Annotated in this window: 16 protein-coding genes and 1 tRNA gene; 8 read left to right on the top strand and 9 right to left on the bottom strand. The window is 44.5% G+C overall.

Translation table 11 applies throughout. The annotated features are described in order from the left end of the window. Positions 1-62: 62 nt before the first annotated feature. The 3 genes from GJU87_RS19680 to GJU87_RS19670 all read right to left on the bottom strand — a co-directional run bounded on the left by GJU87_RS19680 (position 63) and on the right by GJU87_RS19670 (position 4,699). Positions 63-1,118, bottom strand: coding sequence for a sensor histidine kinase (locus GJU87_RS19680; RefSeq protein WP_153641039.1), 1,056 nt, complete (start codon positions 1,116-1,118; stop codon positions 63-65). 18 nt (positions 1,119-1,136) lie between these two features. Then, positions 1,137-1,877, bottom strand: a complete 741-nt coding sequence (locus GJU87_RS19675; protein WP_153641038.1) for a LiaI-LiaF-like domain-containing protein — start codon at positions 1,875-1,877, stop codon at positions 1,137-1,139. A 101-nt stretch (positions 1,878-1,978) separates the two neighbouring features. Beyond that, a complete protein-coding gene (locus GJU87_RS19670) occupies positions 1,979-4,699 on the bottom strand; it encodes a 4-alpha-glucanotransferase (protein WP_153641037.1) in 2,721 nt (906 codons plus the stop codon). A 180-nt stretch (positions 4,700-4,879) separates the two neighbouring features. Here GJU87_RS19670 and GJU87_RS19665 point away from each other — a divergent pair, with 180 nt between their 5' ends. Next, positions 4,880-6,244, top strand: coding sequence for an MATE family efflux transporter (locus tag GJU87_RS19665; RefSeq protein ID WP_153641036.1), 1,365 nt, complete (start codon positions 4,880-4,882; stop codon positions 6,242-6,244). Between the two features lie 24 nt (positions 6,245-6,268). Beyond that, on the top strand, positions 6,269-6,724 hold the full coding sequence (locus GJU87_RS19660; protein WP_153641035.1) for a DUF4395 domain-containing protein: 456 nt from the start codon (positions 6,269-6,271) through the stop codon (positions 6,722-6,724). 64 nt (positions 6,725-6,788) lie between these two features. Here GJU87_RS19660 and GJU87_RS19655 read toward each other — a convergent pair whose 3' ends face one another. Beyond that, entirely contained in the window at positions 6,789-8,489 is a 1,701-nt protein-coding gene (locus GJU87_RS19655; RefSeq protein ID WP_153641516.1) for a glutamine--tRNA ligase/YqeY domain fusion protein, read from the bottom strand. Between the two features lie 188 nt (positions 8,490-8,677). Between GJU87_RS19655 and folB the strand changes: the two genes are divergently transcribed. Continuing rightward, positions 8,678-9,028 (top strand): dihydroneopterin aldolase, encoded by a 351-nt coding sequence (gene folB / locus GJU87_RS19650; RefSeq protein ID WP_106541245.1) that lies wholly within the window; start codon positions 8,678-8,680, stop codon positions 9,026-9,028. Positions 9,029-9,155: 127 nt separating this feature from the next. After that, a tRNA-Cys gene (locus GJU87_RS19645) sits at positions 9,156-9,229 on the top strand. Between the two features lie 85 nt (positions 9,230-9,314). Here GJU87_RS19645 and GJU87_RS19640 read toward each other — a convergent pair. Then, on the bottom strand, positions 9,315-9,524 hold the full coding sequence (locus tag GJU87_RS19640; protein ID WP_153641034.1) for a dodecin family protein: 210 nt from the start codon (positions 9,522-9,524) through the stop codon (positions 9,315-9,317). Between the two features lie 169 nt (positions 9,525-9,693). Here GJU87_RS19640 and GJU87_RS19635 point away from each other — a divergent pair, with 169 nt between their 5' ends. After that, positions 9,694-12,162, top strand: coding sequence for a helix-turn-helix domain-containing protein (locus GJU87_RS19635; protein WP_153641033.1), 2,469 nt, complete (start codon positions 9,694-9,696; stop codon positions 12,160-12,162). A gap of 9 nt (positions 12,163-12,171) precedes the next feature. Here GJU87_RS19635 and GJU87_RS19630 read toward each other — a convergent pair whose 3' ends face one another. Then, positions 12,172-12,432, bottom strand: a complete 261-nt coding sequence (locus GJU87_RS19630) for a hypothetical protein (RefSeq protein ID WP_106541242.1) — start codon at positions 12,430-12,432, stop codon at positions 12,172-12,174. Positions 12,433-12,575: 143 nt separating this feature from the next. Here GJU87_RS19630 and GJU87_RS19625 point away from each other — a divergent pair, with 143 nt between their 5' ends. After that, complete coding sequence (locus tag GJU87_RS19625; protein WP_153641032.1) at positions 12,576-13,145, top strand: peptidylprolyl isomerase; 570 nt, start codon at positions 12,576-12,578, stop codon at positions 13,143-13,145. A 310-nt stretch (positions 13,146-13,455) separates the two neighbouring features. Continuing rightward, a complete protein-coding gene (locus tag GJU87_RS19620) occupies positions 13,456-14,094 on the top strand; it encodes a DUF3267 domain-containing protein (RefSeq protein ID WP_153641031.1) in 639 nt (212 codons plus the stop codon). Between the two features lies 1 nt (position 14,095). Here GJU87_RS19620 and GJU87_RS19615 read toward each other — a convergent pair whose 3' ends face one another. Continuing rightward, complete coding sequence (locus GJU87_RS19615; RefSeq protein ID WP_153641030.1) at positions 14,096-14,722, bottom strand: YgjV family protein; 627 nt, start codon at positions 14,720-14,722, stop codon at positions 14,096-14,098. 205 nt (positions 14,723-14,927) lie between these two features. Here GJU87_RS19615 and GJU87_RS19610 point away from each other — a divergent pair, with 205 nt between their 5' ends. Further along, on the top strand, positions 14,928-15,440 hold the full coding sequence (locus tag GJU87_RS19610; RefSeq protein ID WP_153641029.1) for a hypothetical protein: 513 nt from the start codon (positions 14,928-14,930) through the stop codon (positions 15,438-15,440). On the opposite strand, the gene GJU87_RS19605 is transcribed toward GJU87_RS19610, so the two are convergent. Together GJU87_RS19605 and ppk1 are read right to left on the bottom strand one after the other, a co-directional pair. Then, positions 15,413-15,967, bottom strand: a complete 555-nt coding sequence (locus tag GJU87_RS19605) for a hypothetical protein (protein WP_153641028.1) — start codon at positions 15,965-15,967, stop codon at positions 15,413-15,415. The two genes, GJU87_RS19610 and GJU87_RS19605, sit on opposite strands and share 28 nt — an antisense overlap. A 37-nt stretch (positions 15,968-16,004) precedes the next feature. After that, entirely contained in the window at positions 16,005-18,065 is a 2,061-nt protein-coding gene (gene ppk1 / locus GJU87_RS19600; protein ID WP_153641515.1) for a polyphosphate kinase 1, read from the bottom strand. Positions 18,066-18,162 lie beyond the last annotated feature (97 nt).

Below are 18,162 nucleotides of genomic sequence, written 5' to 3'. Positions count from 1 at the left end.
AAAAAGGTTTTCAATTGATTCAATGTCAAGATGACAAGTAACATTCTTTTGATATTTTCCGGCTAGTCAACTTCGCCCTGAGGAATTTTCATGTGAACATGAAATGTATTCATCCGTTTTTCGATATCCAACAGTCCACTACGTCCGTACATCACCCTAAGCCTACTCCCAATATTTCGGAGTCCTACACCTTCACCTTTTGTTGGAACGGCTTCCGGGTCAAAATCATTTTCAATATCGAGAACAAGAAATTCAGCCGCCACCACCGCTTTTAATCTGATCTCAACCGGTTCAATCGCTTCATACACCCCGTATTTAATGGCATTTTCAAAAACCGGCTGCAATATAAGGTTGGGTACAATGCTCTCTCCGGCCGCTTCTTCAACATCAATATGATACTTTAACTTACTACCAAATCGCACCTTCTCTATTTTCAGGTACAGCTCAATATTGTGCAACTCCTGATTCAGGCTAACTTTATCCTCATTCCGGCTTTTAAGCGAATACCGCATAAATTCTGAAAGGCATACCACCATTTCGCGGGCACGCTCCGGCCTTGTCATCGTTAAAGACGCAATAGAGTTTAAACTATTGAACAGGAAATGTGGATTGATTTGCGACTTCAGAGCCTTCAGCTCAGATTCCTTCACCATCGATTCAAGCTGTGCAGTGCGTTCTACTTTTTCCCTGAAATTCCGGTAGTAAACAATCAGATAATAAAACAGAACCAGCAAGACGTAGAGCAACATGCAGGTCCAGGCACGGCCGGGATAACTATTCTCATAAAACCCGTAATAAGTGGGCGACTGCACAAACAAATGAACGATTACTCCCCCAACAAAGAGCCACAGGGAAATAAATATCAGGGCAGCAGCGATATGATTCCCCAGAAACTGCAAACGGGTCATCTCATCCGGATCGGTATACACAACCATGTACCATACACCTAGTCCCATGCCTCCGAAAAGCACAATATTGACAAAGCTGTCGGTAAAGGCAAACCACCAGGGCACCGGATTATTCAAGGCCAGCACCAAAAAGATACCGATCCCGATAACGATCAGAACCGATAGATATATGACCAGAAAACGCCGATTAGCAACAAATGGGTGAGTCATAGGTTAGTGGTTTGATGGTTAAGGTAAATTAGCCACTTCTCCTCCGCCGAAAATCGCAAATCCCTTTATGACTACTACTTTGTTACTATCGACTTCACTCAATGAGATAGAGCGCTTGTCAGAGAATCCGCCAAGAATAGCTACGACCTCCACTTTCACGTTCCAATCGGATGGTACGATGAACTTGGAACCACCAAACATGGTGAACATATCGATGGTACAGTTTTCTGCCGGGTTTGCCTTCAACAGATTAAATGTGCAACCACCAAAAATAGTCGTCACTTTTCCGCCTTTAAAATTATTTGTTACCAAGGAAGTTTCACGGCCGCCCAGCACTGCGACTTCGTCAAAATAGTCAGTTGAATTCACCCCTTTTTTAAAGTTCCCTCCGTGCCGTGTTCGATCCATTAAAAATACCAGACCGACAATGACCAGTACAGCCGGCCAGAAATTATAAACTATATTTTCGGGAACGCCTGAAATGCGAGGCAAGAGGAAAAATCCTCCTATCGCAATTAAAATAAGACCAGGCGTAACAGCTCGTTTGGCCAGGTTAAATAAGCCAATTACGATAAGCAGCATCTGCCAGCTAATGACAATACGGGATACTGAATAAGGTATCATTCCGGAATTATCGGCGATCAAAATAACTCCAATCAGGACCAGTATCAATCCAAGGAGTGGACGATTTCCTTTATGAGAACGATAAGGTTTCGCAAAATCATCCTGAGGGAAATGCGGATTATGGTTTGATGTCATGATATTAATTTTTATTGTTTACCTCAAAAATAGCCCGAAAGAGCAGAATCCAAAATGCTAAATCGGTAAATCCCGCTTAATTATCGGTAAACAGCGAAAAATTAATAATCGTTATTTCTACCCGACTGCTCGATCATCTTACTCAACGCATGATTAAAGCCATCGGAGTGTAACAACTCTTCCATCTTCAAATGCATCCGGTAGCGCCAATAGTAATAAGTTATCCCCGGGATGTTAATCCGCTCGTTCCATATCTTCTCCCAGCGCAATTCACCGTCCATGGCCAGTAAATCCTGTAAAGGAAAGATGGCCCACATAGCCGGCGACCACAAATGCTGATTGATAATATCACGCGCTATCCATGGCTCCATGAAATGCGGCACTTCGCCTGCATGTCCCAACAGGGTATGGAAAAACCGGCTACTACGCTCGTAGTCTTCTTCCCACCATCCCCTGATGGTCGTCATATCGTGGCTGGAAGTAGTGCAGACTGACAGGTACGGCGCATCGGACGGGTGCCCGAATTCCACCTCGGTATCATGAGGCCTGCGTTGCACCTCGAGCGTTAAGATGCCCAACTCTTTCAGTACCCGTTGCACACAGTCAGGATTCATTCCCAAATCATCGCCAAAGGCCATCATATCGGAAGTGCGCAATAATGCCGGAAGTTTCACCATAGCATTGTCGCGCCACAGATCTTCATGCCGTTTGTAGAAATAATCCACATACAGCTGCTCAAAACTATAACGCGTTTCTTCATCCAGGTTAATGAACGAATAAGTATCCTGAAGACGAATTCTGGGATGGAACTTATACTTGTCATACGGATCGCGCAAAAACAGGACCTCGCTAACCAGCGAATTCAAGCCTTCCATCATCCGGGTTTCCTTATCAGGAAGATTGCCTTCTTTCTTGAACTGCTCAAAGTGAAGAGTAATTTTCCGTTGTGTGTCTACTTCCGGACGAAGATTGTACTTACCCGAACCATACTCTTCCAGGTACCTGTTCTTCACCTCATCGGTATAATCGCCGAACAAATCCCACAGAAAATATTCGCGGATAAACGGCCGCGTCATTCGCTCCTCGATGAAATGAATTCCGGCATCGATAATTTCATCCCGCGTAAGCGGAAAAGAAGGTACAAAATATCCCATATCAGCGCTGGTTTGCGATGAAGGGATTACCCACGTACGGAAAAATCCAACCACATGCGCCAGCCGATAAGCATCGAACCAGGAAGCAAGCTTTAGTAGTCGCTTACGCCACCAATCGTAACCATCATAAGCCATGCGCTCCCAGTTGTAGGTCGGATATCCCCAGTTTTGTCCCATATCGTCATCCTCGTTCGGCGGTGCACCTATCTGTTCCTCCAGGTTAAATAACTCGGGATGCGCCCAGGTCTCAACGCTATCGGGACTAACGCCTATCGGGATATCGATTTTCAGCACGATTCCGTTTTTCCGGGCGTAGTTCGACGCATCGCGCAACTGCCGGTCGAGGTGATACTGAATGAAATAGTGAACAGCAATATCGGGATAGTGTTTTTGTGACGGATCGCAAAGCTGCTGTATCTCCTCTGGACGATAGATGGCGTACTTCTTCCACATACGATGAGCGGCTGTTTTATTCTGATCACGCAAATAACAAAATGCTGCATAAGGAACCAGCCACTCTTTGTTTTCCGAGAAGAACAGAAGAAAATCACGATCATTCAGAAACGTTTCCATCTCTTGGTCAAACAGCTGTTTAAAATAACGCGACTTAACCCGGTGAACCTCCTCATAGGGAACCGATTCCATCTGGTTTAATTCGTAAAGCTGTTCCCGAAAATCCTGCATCACCTTCCCGTCTTTCAGTTCTCCCATCAGTTCAATGTTCGCATAAACCGGATGCAGGGCCATCGCAGAAATAACCTTGTACGGATAAGAATCAATCCAGCTTTGCGTAGCCACCGTTTCATTGACCGGAAGGAGCTGTATCATCTTGAGACCAGTTTTCTTAGCCCAGTCAACCAACATTCTCAAGTCAGGAAATTCACCAATTCCTCCACTTTTTTCGGTCCGGATAGAAAATACCGGCAGCGCCACACCCGCACCCCGCCAAACACCAATCGGGAAACGAAACTTCTCGTCGGTATGTACTTTCAGGCTGTTATCTTCTTTACAGACAAAATCACGAATCACACGATTATTGCCATCTTCCCACGAAATCACTTTTCGCTCACGCTCGTCATACACGACATATTTGAATTCCAGTGGAAACACTAATTCCGAGGCATCAATATCCACCGACCAAAGCGGGAAACGCGAATCATCCATCACGAGGGCATCCCGCTCTTTCCAGGCTCCCAGTTCAGGACGATTTCCCAATAAAGCAATGTTGTACCGATGATTCACCCTCGGAACATGCACCTGTACCCGCAACACTCGACCTGTATGTAATTGCTTCTGGCTCTTACCTGATGGTTTTCGCTGCATCAGCACTCGGGTAAAAGCTGAATGGAAAAGCGTATTCTCTACATCCTGCGAGGTTCTCCAGAAATCCCGGATACGAACTTCATCAAACTTCCCTTTGGAAAGATCAACATGCCGGTTACCTCCCCACTCCCACAAAACGCCTCCGTCATCGTCTTTCACGAGGTATTTATAGTCCCACGAATCAAGGCCTTCTACTTTGATAATCAATTCCCATTCGCCCGGATAGATATTCTTCATCTCAAGGGCCCGATCGGGGTTCCATTCGCCAAATTCAGGCCGGGAGCCCAAAACATAAAGTCGTTGTCCCCAAACAGTCTGATAATCTATCTTAAAAGAAACTCTCATAAGTTATCCTCCTAAAATGTAGGTGAACAAAAGCTTTGGGGGTCATTACCTACAATTTACAACTTATAAATTTGTCATAAAATGAAACACTACAAAAAATAAATTGTTGGAGAGTCTGTATATGCAAGTACTTTACCTGCATTTTGCCAGTAATTTGTTAAAAACGAGGATAACTTAACTATGAACAGCCGATCTAATTTTACGACTGCGCCGCTACCCGGACTTATCAAGCAATTGGCGGTTCCGGCCAGTGTTGGCTTTATTTTCAACACGCTGTTCAATGTGGCCGACACGTGGTATGGCGGACTTCTATCAACGAAAGTACTGGCATCCCTGTCACTGTCTTTCCCTGTTTTCTTTATCATCCTGGCACTGGGAACCGGTTTGGGAACGGGAACAACTGCTCTCATATCTCATGCGCTGGGCGCGGGAAAATTTAAGGAAGCCCGGTTGTACGGCATTCAGGCTATCTCATTTGCTATTGCCAACTCAGTACTACTCACAATAATCGGTTTCTTCCTTGCCCCGATACTTTTCCGCATCATGGGTGCCGAAGGCGAATACCTCGACACGGCACTGCAATATATGTACCTGATACTTTTCGGCACCGTATTTTTCTTGATGAATAATATCTTCAACGCCTTCCTAACCTCGCGGGGAGACACCCGCACCTACCGGAATTTCCTGATAGCCGGATTCTTTTTGAACCTCGGATTCGACCCCTGGTTCATGTTCGGAGGCCTGGGAATTCCCGCTATGGGCATAAAAGGCATTGCGCTTTCAACCGTTATGATTCAATTCATCGGCATGTTTTACCTGCTATTTGTGGTTCGGCGCCGCGGCATCCTGCTTCACTTGAACTACCGTGAACTTTTTCCGCGAAAGCTGTTTTTCACCAACCTCTTCAAGCAGGGATTTCCGGCCAGTTTAAATATGATGACAATCGCGCTGGGAATTTTTATCATCACGGCTTTCGCCGGAAGATTTGGAGCCAACACGGTTGCTGCATTCGGAATTGCTATCCGGATAGAACAAATGGCTTTACTTCCAACTATCGGACTGAATATTGCCACCCTGACACTTACAGGGCAAAACATGGGCGCACTTTTGTTGCACCGCGTTTATGAAACCTGGAAATTGAGCCAGACCTACGGGATTATCATCATTCTGATTGGCTCCACGCTGGTTTTCTTCTTTGCCCGGCAATTGGTCGGATTTTTCACCGATGATCCTGATGTCGTTGGAATAGGTGTTGAATACCTCCACGTAGGTGTTTTCTATTTCCTATCCTACATTATTTTGAATATTTCTGTCTCGACTTTGCAAGGCATGAAAAAACCTATGTATGCCATATGGATTGGACTATACAGAAGATTGTTAGTGCCGCTGCCCCTGTTCTATTTTCTAGCCGTCATGTTAAATTGGGGCACAAAAGGAATCTGGTGGAGCCTTTTTATCGTAAACTGGACAGCAGCCATTTATACTTTTTTTTATACCCGGAAAAAAATTCGTAAGGTTGCCCACATTCATACGTCTAAAACATAGTTTAACCCTAATAATTTAATACCGATGAGCTCACTTATTTGCCCCGTATCGACTGAAAAAGTCGACGAGAAAGCCGTACGAGGTACCGCTTTGCTCAGTTTCATTATTGCTGTTTTGTTTACCGTAAAACCGAACCTGTTTGCCGCGGCCTTTCTGTCCATTGATTTCTATTCACGTGGTTTTGGAATGAAAAACACCAGCATACTGGCGTGTTCCGGCGCCGGACTCACCCAATTTGTGCCATTTCAATCGAAACAGATAAATAAAGGACCGAAAATTTTCGCTGCCCGGGTTGGCTTTCTGTTTTCCGTTGTATCCTTCATTCTTCTGCTCGTCCACTATGTTTTAGCCTCACAAATTGTTATGGGAATCCTTACCGTGTTTGCGTTTTTGGAGTGGAGCGTGGGTTTCTGCATGGGATGTTACGTTTACACCTATGCTGTGCTTCCCTTCTACAACAAAAACAGAAAAAAGATATGACAAAAAAGAGCTGTGTCCGGCACATGCCGGACACAGCTCTTTTCAATATATCGCGTATCTAAACTTATTGCATCTTCTTCCAGGTTTCCCTGAGCGGAACCGTGCGGTTAAAACGCATATGCTCTAGAGTTGACTCCGGATCGAGGTTGAAATAACCGACGCGCTCAAACTGGAAATGATCCAGTGGTTTCGCATCCTTCACGAAAGGTTCGACATAACACTCCGAACGAATCTCCAGCGAATCAGGATTCAGGAATTCCGTGAAGTCAACATCCTTGTGACCGGCCGGATCCGGATCATTAAACAAGCGATCGTAAAGCCGTACTTCTGCTTTTACCGCATGCTTGGCTGAAACCCAGTGAAGCGTCGCTTTCACTTTCCGCCCGTCGGGAGCATTTCCACCCTTGGTTTCCGGATCGTAAGTGCATCGCAATTCAACAACCTCTCCGTTTTCGTCTTTAATTACTTCGTTACAAGTAATGAAGTATGCATAACGCAAACGGACTTCACGGCCCGGTGCCAGACGGAAAAACTTCCGTGGCGGGTCTTCCATAAAGTCGTCACGTTCGATATAAAGTTCCCGGAAAAACGGCACACTGCGTTTGCCCATGCTTTCATCTTCCGGATTATTAACTGCCTCAGTGTTTTCCTCTTCTCCTTCCGGATAGTTCGTGATCACCACTTTCAGGGGGTTCAAAACACCCATTACCCGCTGTGCGCGTTTGTTCAAATCTTCACGGACAGCATGTTCCAGAAGCGCTACATCGGTCACCCCGTCTACCTTGGTAATACCAACGCGCTCGGAGAAATTCCGAACCGATTCTGGCGTGTATCCTCTTCGGCGAAGGCCTGAAATAGTGGGCATGCGCGGATCGTCCCAGCCACTAACGTATCCTTTCTGAACAAGCTCGAGCAAACGACGCTTACTCATGACGGTATAACTCAGGTTCAACCGCGAGAACTCAATCTGTCGCGGACGATACTCATTTGTTTTCAATTGATCGACGAACCAGTCATATAACGGGCGGTGAATTTCAAATTCCAGCGTACAAATCGAATGGGTAATTCCTTCCCAATAGTCGCTCTGTCCGTGCGCGAAATCATACATCGGGTAGATGCACCACTTGTCACCTGTACGGTGATGCGTCTTTTTCAGGACACGGTACATCAACGGATCGCGCATGTGCATGTTCGGCGATGCCATATCAACTTTGGCCCGCAGCACGCAATGACCTTCCTCGTATTCTCCGTTCCGCATTTTTTCGAAATGCATCAGGTTTTCTTCCGGCGAAGTATTTCGATATGGACTTTCAATTCCCGGACGTTGCGGCGTACCACGTTGCTGGCTTATGATTTCCTGTCCCTGGAAATCGACATAAGCGAGCCCGCGCTTGATTAATGTTACGGCGAACTCATACAGCTTGTCAAAATAATCAGAGGCATAATATTCCCGATCGCCCCAGTCAAAACCAAGCCAATGTACGTCTTCCTTAATGGAATCGACGTATTCGGTTTCCTCTTTCGTCGGGTTAGTATCGTCGAAACGCAGGTTCGTCAGGCCGCCATATTTTTCTGCAATACCAAAATTCAGGCAAATCGATTTGGCGTGACCGATATGCAAATAGCCATTAGGCTCCGGGGGAAAACGGGTATGAACACGTCCACCATTCTTACCTTCGGCCAAATCAGCGTCAATCTGCTGATGTATAAAATTCTTAGGAGCCTTTTTTTCAGCTCCTTCTGCTGTGGTTTTCTTCTCCGTCATATGCAATGCGTTACTTCGCGGAATTGTTGTCAAAATGTTCTCACAAAAGTAAGAAGAGTTTCCCCATTCGTGGTAATAATCAATCATAAAAATAGGTTTTCATAAAATACTCGTAATTTTGGGGAAATAAACGCCGGAAGGAAATACAATTTCCGACCAAAAGGCAAGTGTTTTAACACCGAAACAACATGGGACTGATTGAAATTGAGGACATGGAATTTTATGCCTATCACGGGCATTTCAAAGAGGAACAGGTAGTCGGGAACCGTTTTTTGGTCAATGTAGCGATACGGACAAACTGCCAGGCTGCTTCGAAAAGTGACAAGCTGGAAGATGCGCTGAATTACCAGTTGGTCTACCAGTTGATTAAGGATGAGATGGAAGAGAAGTCACATCTTTTAGAGCATATTGGCGGACGAATTCTGGATAGTCTGTATGCAACCTTTCCGGAAATACACTGGGCCAAAGTGAAGATTTCGAAAATGAATCCTCCGATGGGAGGACAAATCGAGCGGGTAAGTGTTACCCTCGAGCGCTAGCCCGGGGATTTTTGAAAAGAGAGTTGCAAGGGATGAAGAAATTTCCCTATATTTGCATCCGCATCGAAAAAATACAGGCTATTCGTCACTAAAAAGTGAGATCCCAGCTAATTTTCGAAGTTATAATGGTCGGTTGGCCGAGTGGCTAGGCAGCGGTCTGCAAAACCGCGTACGGCGGTTCGAATCCGCCACCGACCTCCACCCAAAAGCCGCATTTCTGAACTCAGGAATGCGGCTTTTATTTCTCCAGTCTGACTACCAGAAGAAGAATCATAGAAAACCGTTATCAACTTTCGAATTTAAACGACACTTTGACCTTGGCCCGATAAGCTTCTACTTTACCATCCTTTATCTGCATATCCAGTTGCGAAACTTCAGCAATACGTAGGTCCCGTAAAGATTTCGAAGCCCGATCAATAGCATTCATCGCTGCTTTTTCCCATGATTCAGTACTGGTACCGACCAGTTCAATAATTTTATAAACGCTTTCTGACATAGTAAGCCCTCCTAAATTTAGTATTCGAATCTGTTTAAGTTACAAATATTCAACGCGAAAGACAACCAATTTTCATAACACAAAAACCTGCTTTTCAACTGCCGGTATTCACCGGTATCCTCGACATTTTTTTGTAACTTCAATATCCGAATATCAAAATCCACCGCAAATGACTCCGAATCCTGAAATCGATCTTGCAAGGAAATTCGTATGGTACACCAACCGGAACGTTTTCTTAACCGGGAAGGCAGGTACTGGTAAAACCACCTTCTTACAAAATCTAAAAGCTAATCCATTAAAACGAACAATTGTTGTAGCACCCACTGGTGTGGCGGCTATCAATGCCGGTGGAGTGACCATTCATTCATTCTTTCAACTTCCATTTGGGCCCATTCTGACGAAAAAGATAACAGGCGTTACGAATCAACAGCGCAGCAATGAGCAACGTTACCGGTTTAGCAAAACCAAAATCAACATTATCAGAACTCTCGATTTGCTAGTCATTGATGAAATCAGCATGGTTCGGGCCGATGTACTTGACGGAATTGATGAAGTGCTCCGCAGATACCGCCGTCCGGATGTTCCTTTTGGTGGAGTGCAGTTGCTATTAATCGGAGACCTTCAGCAACTTCCGCCGGTAGTGAAAAAAGAAGAATGGGAGTTGCTCAAATCATATTACGATACATTTTATTTCTTCAGCAGCTACGCACTGGCCAACTCCAAGCCGGTCAACATCGAACTGAAAACAATTTTCCGCCAACAAGACGAGGATTTTATTCGAATTCTGAATGAAATAAGAGATGACCGATTGACACCCGGATCTCTCCAGACACTAAATGAAAGATTTCATCCTTCCTACCTTCACGGAGATAACGAGGGCTACATCACGCTCACCACACACAATGCCGGAGCTGATAGTATCAATCATCAGAAACTGGCACGACTCGGAACCCAGTTGTACAACTTCGAAGCAGAAGTTCAGGGAGATTTTGCTTCGTACAATTATCCGGCACCAGCCAATCTCCAACTGAGAGAAGGAGCTCAGGTTATGTTTCTGAAGAACGACACCTCATACCGGAAGCAATATTACAACGGAAAGATCGGTGTGGTCACCGAACTGGATGAGGAACACATCGAAGTATCTTTTCCAGGGGAAGATGAACGGGTTGAAGCCGAAAAGGAAGAATGGCGCAACATTCAGTATACCATCCATCCTGAAACAAAAAATATTGAAGAGAAGGAGATCGGAAAATTTATTCAGTACCCCTTGAAGCTAGCATGGGCCATCACCATTCACAAAAGTCAGGGATTAACCTTCGACAAAGCTGTTATCGATGCGCATGCCGCCTTTGCACATGGACAAACCTACGTGGCGCTGAGCCGGTGCAAAACCCTGGAGGGCCTTCGGCTTAGTACGCCATTATCATCCGATGCTGTCATCTGCGATCCGATGGTTCAGCATTTCAACAGCAAAGTGGCCGCCAGCAAACCCGATAGTCAGGACTTTGCCAAATCCAGGCGAGCCTACCAACAAATGTTGCTGAACGAACTCTTTAGCTTTCATTCCATCGAAAAGAAAATCAACAATTTGCTCCATCTTATCGGGACCAACGAGAAAAGTATTCAGGGTAACCTGAAAAACAAACTGATGGAATTGTCAAATGTTCATTTACCTCATCTAAAGGATGTTTCGATAAAATTCCAAAATCAATGTAATCGACTATTTCAGGAAAACAGGTATCCGGAAACCGATTCTTTCTTCAACGAACGGATCAGTAAAGCCGGCATCTATTTTAAAGAATATCTGGAAAACCAATGGCAACCCGCCTTCGGGAAACTTTATTACGAGTCAGATAACAGAGCAATTCAGAAATCACTGGATGAACTTTCTGAAAAGATAGAGGGAGAAACCACACAGAAAATAAAGTCTTTCACAGCAGTCAGTACAGGTTTCGCTCTGGTGAGCTATCTTCGCACAAGAGCGCTGGCGCAGCTTGGAGATATGGAAGTTGAAAGAAGACCGAAAATCATCCTGAATGACTCGGATGTTATTCATCCCGAACTTTACCAGGAACTAAAAGCATGGCGCTATCAACTATCTAATGAAGCTGGTGTTGCTCTTTATTCCATTGTTTCGCAGAAATCACTGCGCCTGATTGCCAATGAACTACCAACAACGATAAAACAACTCGGTTCTATTCACGGCATTGGAAAGAAAAAACTAACTCAACATGGCGACGACATCCTAAAAATTGTAAAGGAATATTGCCATAAGAAAAACATACCGATAAGAAAAGACAGCAACTATCCACCTTTACGTGGCAAAAAAGAAGATACCAAACAGATCACCTTCAACCTTTACAAACAGGGAATGGACATACCTGCCATCAGCAAACAGAGAGGTTTCACCGAGGCAACAATTGAAAAGCATCTTGCTTATTACGTTGAACAAGGAGATCTGGAAATCACAGACTTTGTCCGCGAAGAAATCATAAAAACGCTTTCACCACTCATTAAAAGTGATAAAACAAGGTCATTATCGGAAATAAAAAGCTTAGCCGGCGATGAGGTTACCTTCTCCGATCTGCATTTTGTAATAAGTCATTTAAAAAGGAAAAAAGCAGAAAAAGCAAAGTAAAGAATCAAGCTATTCTGTCACATCGAGCTGCACGAGCTGAGCATCGACGCCTTTTACCAACTTGAGCTTTCGAACAAGCTCTTCGTGTTTAGCCTGCTCACCGACCAGTTCCAGAAATATCAGGCCGCTTTCGGAACAGTTATCCAAAACGCCATCATGAAGTCCCAGGCGTGTTTTGATGAAACATCCCCAACCGGTTAATATCTTTTGAACACGGTCGGCTGTATCTTCGCGATGTTGAACAAGCAACAATAAGACATCTCTTTTCATGGAATAAAAGTTTACTGGTTAATTGATTACAAGAAATTTACGAAATTCCGACCGATGCATCAATTGAATTAGCAAATCAACACATACAAAATTCCGGTTGGAAGAATTTATATTTATGCGTTCATCGCTAAATCCTTTTTCCAATGAAAACTTTCGTATTTGCTTTCCTTCTGGTTGCCTTCAGTGCTTGCCAAAACGAACCCGTCGTTGAAATCCAGACGACCTTGGGAAACATACAGGTTGAGCTTTACCCCGACAAAGCTCCGGTTACCGCTAATAATTTTCTGCAGCTGGTAGAAGACAGCGTATATACCGATGCCGAGTTTTATCGCACGGTCCGCATGAATAACCAGCCGCACAATCAGGTAAAAATTGAAGTCATTCAGGGAGGACTGTTCGCAGATAGTCTGGTAGATAAAATTCCAACCATCCCACACGAAACAACTCAACAGACAGGTATTCGGCACAAAAACGGAGTCATTTCGATGGCACGAAATAAGCCCGGTTCCGCCTCGTCAGAGTTCTTCATTTGCATTGGCGACCAGCCTGCGCTTGATTATGGCGGAAAGCGAAATCCGGATGGACAAGGATTTGCCGCTTTTGGTAAAGTAATTAAGGGTATGAACGTTGTTAAACAAATACAAATGCAACCAGATACTAGCCAATATTTGATTCATCCAGTCACCATAATAGATATTAAGCGTATAAAATGACGTTTTTCAAAAACTACAAACTGAAAATCAACCGATAAGAATGCCTTTTTTAAAAAGTTAAAATGGGCAAAAAACCGCATTCATCCTTTCAAACATATGATTCAATCATTCAAAATGCTCATTTGCTCATTCTAATTTAATATTTGTTAAATTAATATTACGAAAGCTGTATCTTTGTATCGGTTGATTAAAGTTCAAGTTGCCTCGCACGAAAACGAACAGGCAATTTTTGGTTTTTACCCCGCTGCATCCCAGCGGGTTTTTTTATATCTTGTCTGCAGGTATTTACCCTGCAAAAGCACAAATATAAATGGGACCAACTCCTGAACAGATACAACACGGACCAGGCTACAAACTAGTAGCCCGAATTTCCCACGATAATATTAAAGCGTTTTTGCTGGAGCAATTTTCGGGTGGCTCGAGGCTGGCCAAACGGTATATGATATACCAAACCATCATGGGTGCCGTTTTAGCCGGTTTACTAGTCTACAGCATTGTGACCTTTTTTAAAGGCTCAAAAATGGAACTAGAATGGTTTTCGCTAGCTGTACTTATTTCGTTTACTGCACTGGTGGTAATTCACGAACTACTGCATGCCGCCGCTTTTTTGATAACAGGAGTAAAAAATATTTCGTTCGGAGCCAATTTCTGGCGCTTCATTTTCTACGTCCAGGCCGACCGGGAAGTCATTCAGAAAAAGCAATTCCGTTTTGTAGCAATCGTTCCTTTCGTGGTAGTTAACCTGGTAACGGCTGCAGGTGCTTTGTGGTGTATCTGGCAGAATTCACCGGCCGTCATTCTCTGGTTAAGCATCATGGCCATCCACAGCTTCTTTTGTGCCGGCGACTACGGGTTACTTTGCCTCTATCAAAATCATCCCGACAAGGAGATAATAACTTTTGACATGAAGCACGAACGCTGTTCCTACTTCTACGAAAAAATAGCCTGATTTATTTTATCCGAAAAACGTACCGATCGCCTTCTTTCTCAAAACCAATCTTCTCGAGGTAGTTGTTGTGCGCTGAGTTTTGCACTTCGGAATAGAGCATATTGTATCCCAAATAACGGAACCGATCGATATTTCGCTTGAAAATATAATCAGCCACTTTGTAATCGCGGTAGCGGGGCACCACATAGTCAAGAACAATGTGTAACGTATCAGAATCTTTTATTTCCAGCACAATAAGACCGGCCATATTCAGGTCGCGGTGCACAAACATGATTAGGTATTCCTCTTCGATATTGAAGTTAAAACGGGGAAAGAAACGCTGGATGTCATCGTGATAATATTCCAGAAAATCAGTCAAATAATCGTTCTCCTCCGAATGGACAAAAGCAACGCGAAAAGCCTCCTTTTTCCGGTAAATACCATACAGGTGAACGATATTCACCCCCACAATAAAAATATTAACTCCCGCTACCGATACAGAATGGATTAAGATACCATAAACGGAAAATATAACAGACCCGAACAGATTCAACCACCGCAACTTAACAAGCGAAGACATCATCAGGCTAATCGCCACCAACACCGAAGCCAGCAATCCAATGGCTTCATAATAATCAGAGAAATCCATAAGTAAAAGTTTCTATCCCAAAAGACAACACGCAATAGCTGTGTTTGGTTTGTCTCTTTTTCAATTGAGCATAAAATTAATCTTTGAATCGCTTCTGGCCAAACAATTTCGGAGGATGGAAAGATTTAAAAAGTCTTCAAATAAATCCGGAAAAAAGAAACATCTGCATCATAAACTCACGTAATTTTGTTAGGGGAGATATGAGATGGGATACTTACTGAAAATATTGAATGTATTTCTTCTGGCAAGCTTAAAATACTTCTGGACACCGCCTTATGTGAAAATACTGAAGCTTGAATTCTGGGAGACTTTTCTGGCAGTTGAAGCGGGAGGAATCCTAGGATTCATCTTTTACTACTACCTGAGCGGCATCATCATTCATAAATTCCTGAAACATCTCCCGAAACTGTATTGCTGTACACCAGCAACTTTTGAGCGCCGAATGGAGATCTGGCTGGACCAGTTTAAAGAAAGACGCCGGAAACGAAGGAAATTTACCCGCCGAAATAAGTTTATTGTTCGTACCCGGATGAAATACGGCATGTGGGGCATCATCATCCTGACACCGATTTTGCTGTCAATTCCCCTGGGAGCATTTCTCGGGAAAAAGTATTACGAACGAAAGAGAAGGTTTTTGCCACTGATGCTTTTCTCGATCTTCTTATGGGGCATTATATCGTTTATTCTATTTTACGAATTCCCGTTCATTTTCCGCTGATTCTCGATGGCTTCCAGCAGTTTTCGTCCGCGGCTGCGAAAACCTTTGCTTTCCACATCCCATTGTTCTTCAATAATCGCCTTTAGTTCCTGCAACAGATCGGGCTCTTTCTTCCCAGCCTGAAAAATAATCTGCATACAATGTACCTTTACAGCCGGTGGTTCCTGCGAATACAGCCATTCGAAACAAGTATTAACCACGGTACCCAGCCATTCTTCCGGGATAGAGCAGCGAGTAAGGATACGCGCGAAATGCCGTTTCTGAGAACTGTTGCTCAACGAGGGAAGTCGTTCGCAGAATTTGCCGATATGGGGTTTCAGCATTTCCGGATATTTTTCGGTGGTATTATCAATTAAATAGCACGCGCGCCACGCAGTCGGATGCTCATCAGAAAAAGCCACTTCGAGGCACCGATTGAATAACGCTGCATTGTTGTGTAAAGCTTCGTGCCAAAAGGTCGATTGACTGCCTCCGAAATTTACGAAGCCGCCTCGCAGCAATTCGATCATTTCTTCAGGACTTTCCATATCTGAAGTCTTGATTTTTCCCCCGGGCATCTCCTTTTTAGATTCCTTCCTCGTAGTCGCCGTGCTGCTGCCGGATGAAACGATAGAACTCCATCTGCGACTTATATGGAGTTTCACTATCCGTTCTTTTCAGCTGATTCACCAGATTATTATCCAGAATGCGGGCTGCCTCATTATCCTGCCACTGCATTTCCAGCATCTTCTTAATCTCGTTCCGCAGGTCTGCATCATAAATCGGGGCTCCCACTTCAACGCGTCGGTCAAGGTTCCGCGACATCAAATCCGACGATGAGATGAACAAACGCTCATGTCCATTATTATGGAAAAAATACACACGGGAATGCTCCAGAAAACGATCAATCAACCCGATACAGGGAATCGTGTATTTCTGGTCGGGTGGTGTAGGCAGCAACGAGAACATACCACGTACATTCAGTTTGACATCAACCCCTGCACGGGCAGCATCGTGTATTTTCCGGATGATAACCGGATCGACCAGGTTGTTGCATTTGAAATAGAACATCGCCTCTTTCCCTTCCAGCTTGTTTCGTATTTCCTGGTTGATCATGCGGATGAGGCGACTTCGCATATTGAACGGCGAAACCATCAAGTGCCGGAAACGATTCAGCTTATAATTGCGCTCGAAGAAGTCGAACACATAGTTGACTTCGCGGGTAATGCGCGGATCGGCTGTACACAACAAATGGTCGCTGAACACCCGGGCTGTATCCTCGTGGAAATTACCGGTTCCGATACAAGCGAACAGTTTGTCTTCGCCGTGTTCCTTCCGGTTAATCACACATATCTTGGAATGCACTTTCAGTCCGGGCACACCGAAAATCACCTTCACATTCTCTTTATCCAGAATATTTCCCCACTCTATGTTATCCTGCTCGTTAAAGCGCGCCCGAAGTTCCAGTACAACGGTCACCTGCTTCCCGTTACGGGCCGCATTGATGAGGGCGTTCATCACGCTCGAATCGGGAGCCACGCGATAAACCGTCAGCTTAATCTCGGTAACTTTCGGATCAATCGATGCTTCCCGCAGAAGATCGATGAAATGAATAAACGATTGATATGGAAAATGGAACAACAGATCCTTTTCTGATATACTCTCCAGGTAGGTTTTTCCCGGTAGGACCCGCTTATGCCGGGCCGGTGATATCGGTTGATATTGGAGCTCTTTACTTCCCACTTTCGGAAAGTTCATAAAGTCCTTGAAGTTGTGAATCCGTCCGCCACCAATAATGGTATCGTCTTTGGTGAAATTCAGCTTCTTCAATAAAATTTTCAGAAACTCGCGCGGCAATTTTTTATCGTACACAAACCGGGTCGGCTCACTCTGACCGCGTTTTTCCAAACTCTTCTCAACCGTTTTCACGTAACTTTCGGCCACATCGTCGTTGATATCCAGCTCGGCGTCACGTGTCAGCTTCACAATATAGGATTTGATATCCTCGAACTCGAACATGTAAAACAGGTCCTTCAGCTCATACCGGATAATATCTTCCAAAAGGATAATATAAGTCCCGCGTGGATCTTCCGACGGAATGATGATGAAACGCGGCAGCACATCCGAAGGTACCTCGATAAGGGCATAGGTCGTTTTGTCCTTTCCGGTTAATTCCACAGCCATGTAAATCGCATCATCGCCCAACATGGGTAACGGCAGACTCTTCTTCAGAATGATAGGCATAATCCGCGGCCGGACTTCCTTGAGAAAGTAATCGCGCACATACTTACCCTGACTTTCCGAAAGTTCCTGCTCGTTCACCAGGTAGATATAGTCCTTGGCCAGTTCCTTCAGAATGCCTTTATAAATCACCTCAAACCGCTTTCCCTGCTCAACGACAATCCGCTCAATCTCATCCAGCACTTCTCTTGGATCGGCCCCTTCCACCATCGTGGTGCGTCCCATCATGGCCAGACGCCGGAGAATAGCCACCCGTACCCGGAAAAATTCATCCAGGTTATTGGAGTAGATTCCCAGAAACTTGATACGTTCGATAACCGGCACATTCCTCTTCGAAGCCTCCTGCAACAGTCGCTCGTTGAATGACAACCAGCTTATTTCTTTATTTCTAACTTCAATGCTCATAAAACTTGTGACCATAATGTTATGGTAAATTTTAAAGATAAGAATTATGCGATAAAAGCAACCTGACAAAGGCTACTTCCTGCCTAAAAAATAAGGA

It is taken from the genome of Prolixibacter sp. NT017, assembly GCF_009617875.1.
Taxonomy (GTDB): domain Bacteria; phylum Bacteroidota; class Bacteroidia; order Bacteroidales; family Prolixibacteraceae; genus Prolixibacter.
The sequence above is the reverse complement of the archived record's forward strand: the minus strand, read 5'-3'. Positions and strand labels throughout refer to the sequence as shown.

Bases quoted from the DNA above. Each gene is read 5' to 3' on its own strand.
- GJU87_RS19680 (WP_153641039.1), bottom strand. From the start codon at position 1,118: ATGACTCACCCATTTGTTGCTAATCGGCGTTTTCTGGTCATATATCTA.
- GJU87_RS19675 (WP_153641038.1), bottom strand. From the start codon at position 1,877: ATGACATCAAACCATAATCCGCATTTCCCTCAGGATGATTTTGCGAAA.
- GJU87_RS19670 (WP_153641037.1), bottom strand. From the start codon at position 4,699: ATGAGAGTTTCTTTTAAGATAGATTATCAGACTGTTTGGGGACAACGA.
- GJU87_RS19665 (WP_153641036.1), top strand. From the start codon at position 4,880: ATGAACAGCCGATCTAATTTTACGACTGCGCCGCTACCCGGACTTATC.
- GJU87_RS19660 (WP_153641035.1), top strand. From the start codon at position 6,269: ATGAGCTCACTTATTTGCCCCGTATCGACTGAAAAAGTCGACGAGAAA.
- GJU87_RS19655 (WP_153641516.1), bottom strand. From the start codon at position 8,489: ATGACGGAGAAGAAAACCACAGCAGAAGGAGCTGAAAAAAAGGCTCCT.
- folB (WP_106541245.1), top strand. From the start codon at position 8,678: ATGGGACTGATTGAAATTGAGGACATGGAATTTTATGCCTATCACGGG.
- GJU87_RS19640 (WP_153641034.1), bottom strand. From the start codon at position 9,524: ATGTCAGAAAGCGTTTATAAAATTATTGAACTGGTCGGTACCAGTACT.
- GJU87_RS19635 (WP_153641033.1), top strand. From the start codon at position 9,694: ATGACTCCGAATCCTGAAATCGATCTTGCAAGGAAATTCGTATGGTAC.
- GJU87_RS19630 (WP_106541242.1), bottom strand. From the start codon at position 12,432: ATGAAAAGAGATGTCTTATTGTTGCTTGTTCAACATCGCGAAGATACA.
- GJU87_RS19625 (WP_153641032.1), top strand. From the start codon at position 12,576: ATGAAAACTTTCGTATTTGCTTTCCTTCTGGTTGCCTTCAGTGCTTGC.
- GJU87_RS19620 (WP_153641031.1), top strand. From the start codon at position 13,456: ATGGGACCAACTCCTGAACAGATACAACACGGACCAGGCTACAAACTA.
- GJU87_RS19615 (WP_153641030.1), bottom strand. From the start codon at position 14,722: ATGGATTTCTCTGATTATTATGAAGCCATTGGATTGCTGGCTTCGGTG.
- GJU87_RS19610 (WP_153641029.1), top strand. From the start codon at position 14,928: ATGGGATACTTACTGAAAATATTGAATGTATTTCTTCTGGCAAGCTTA.
- GJU87_RS19605 (WP_153641028.1), bottom strand. From the start codon at position 15,967: ATGGAAAGTCCTGAAGAAATGATCGAATTGCTGCGAGGCGGCTTCGTA.
- ppk1 (WP_153641515.1), bottom strand. From the start codon at position 18,065: ATGAGCATTGAAGTTAGAAATAAAGAAATAAGCTGGTTGTCATTCAAC.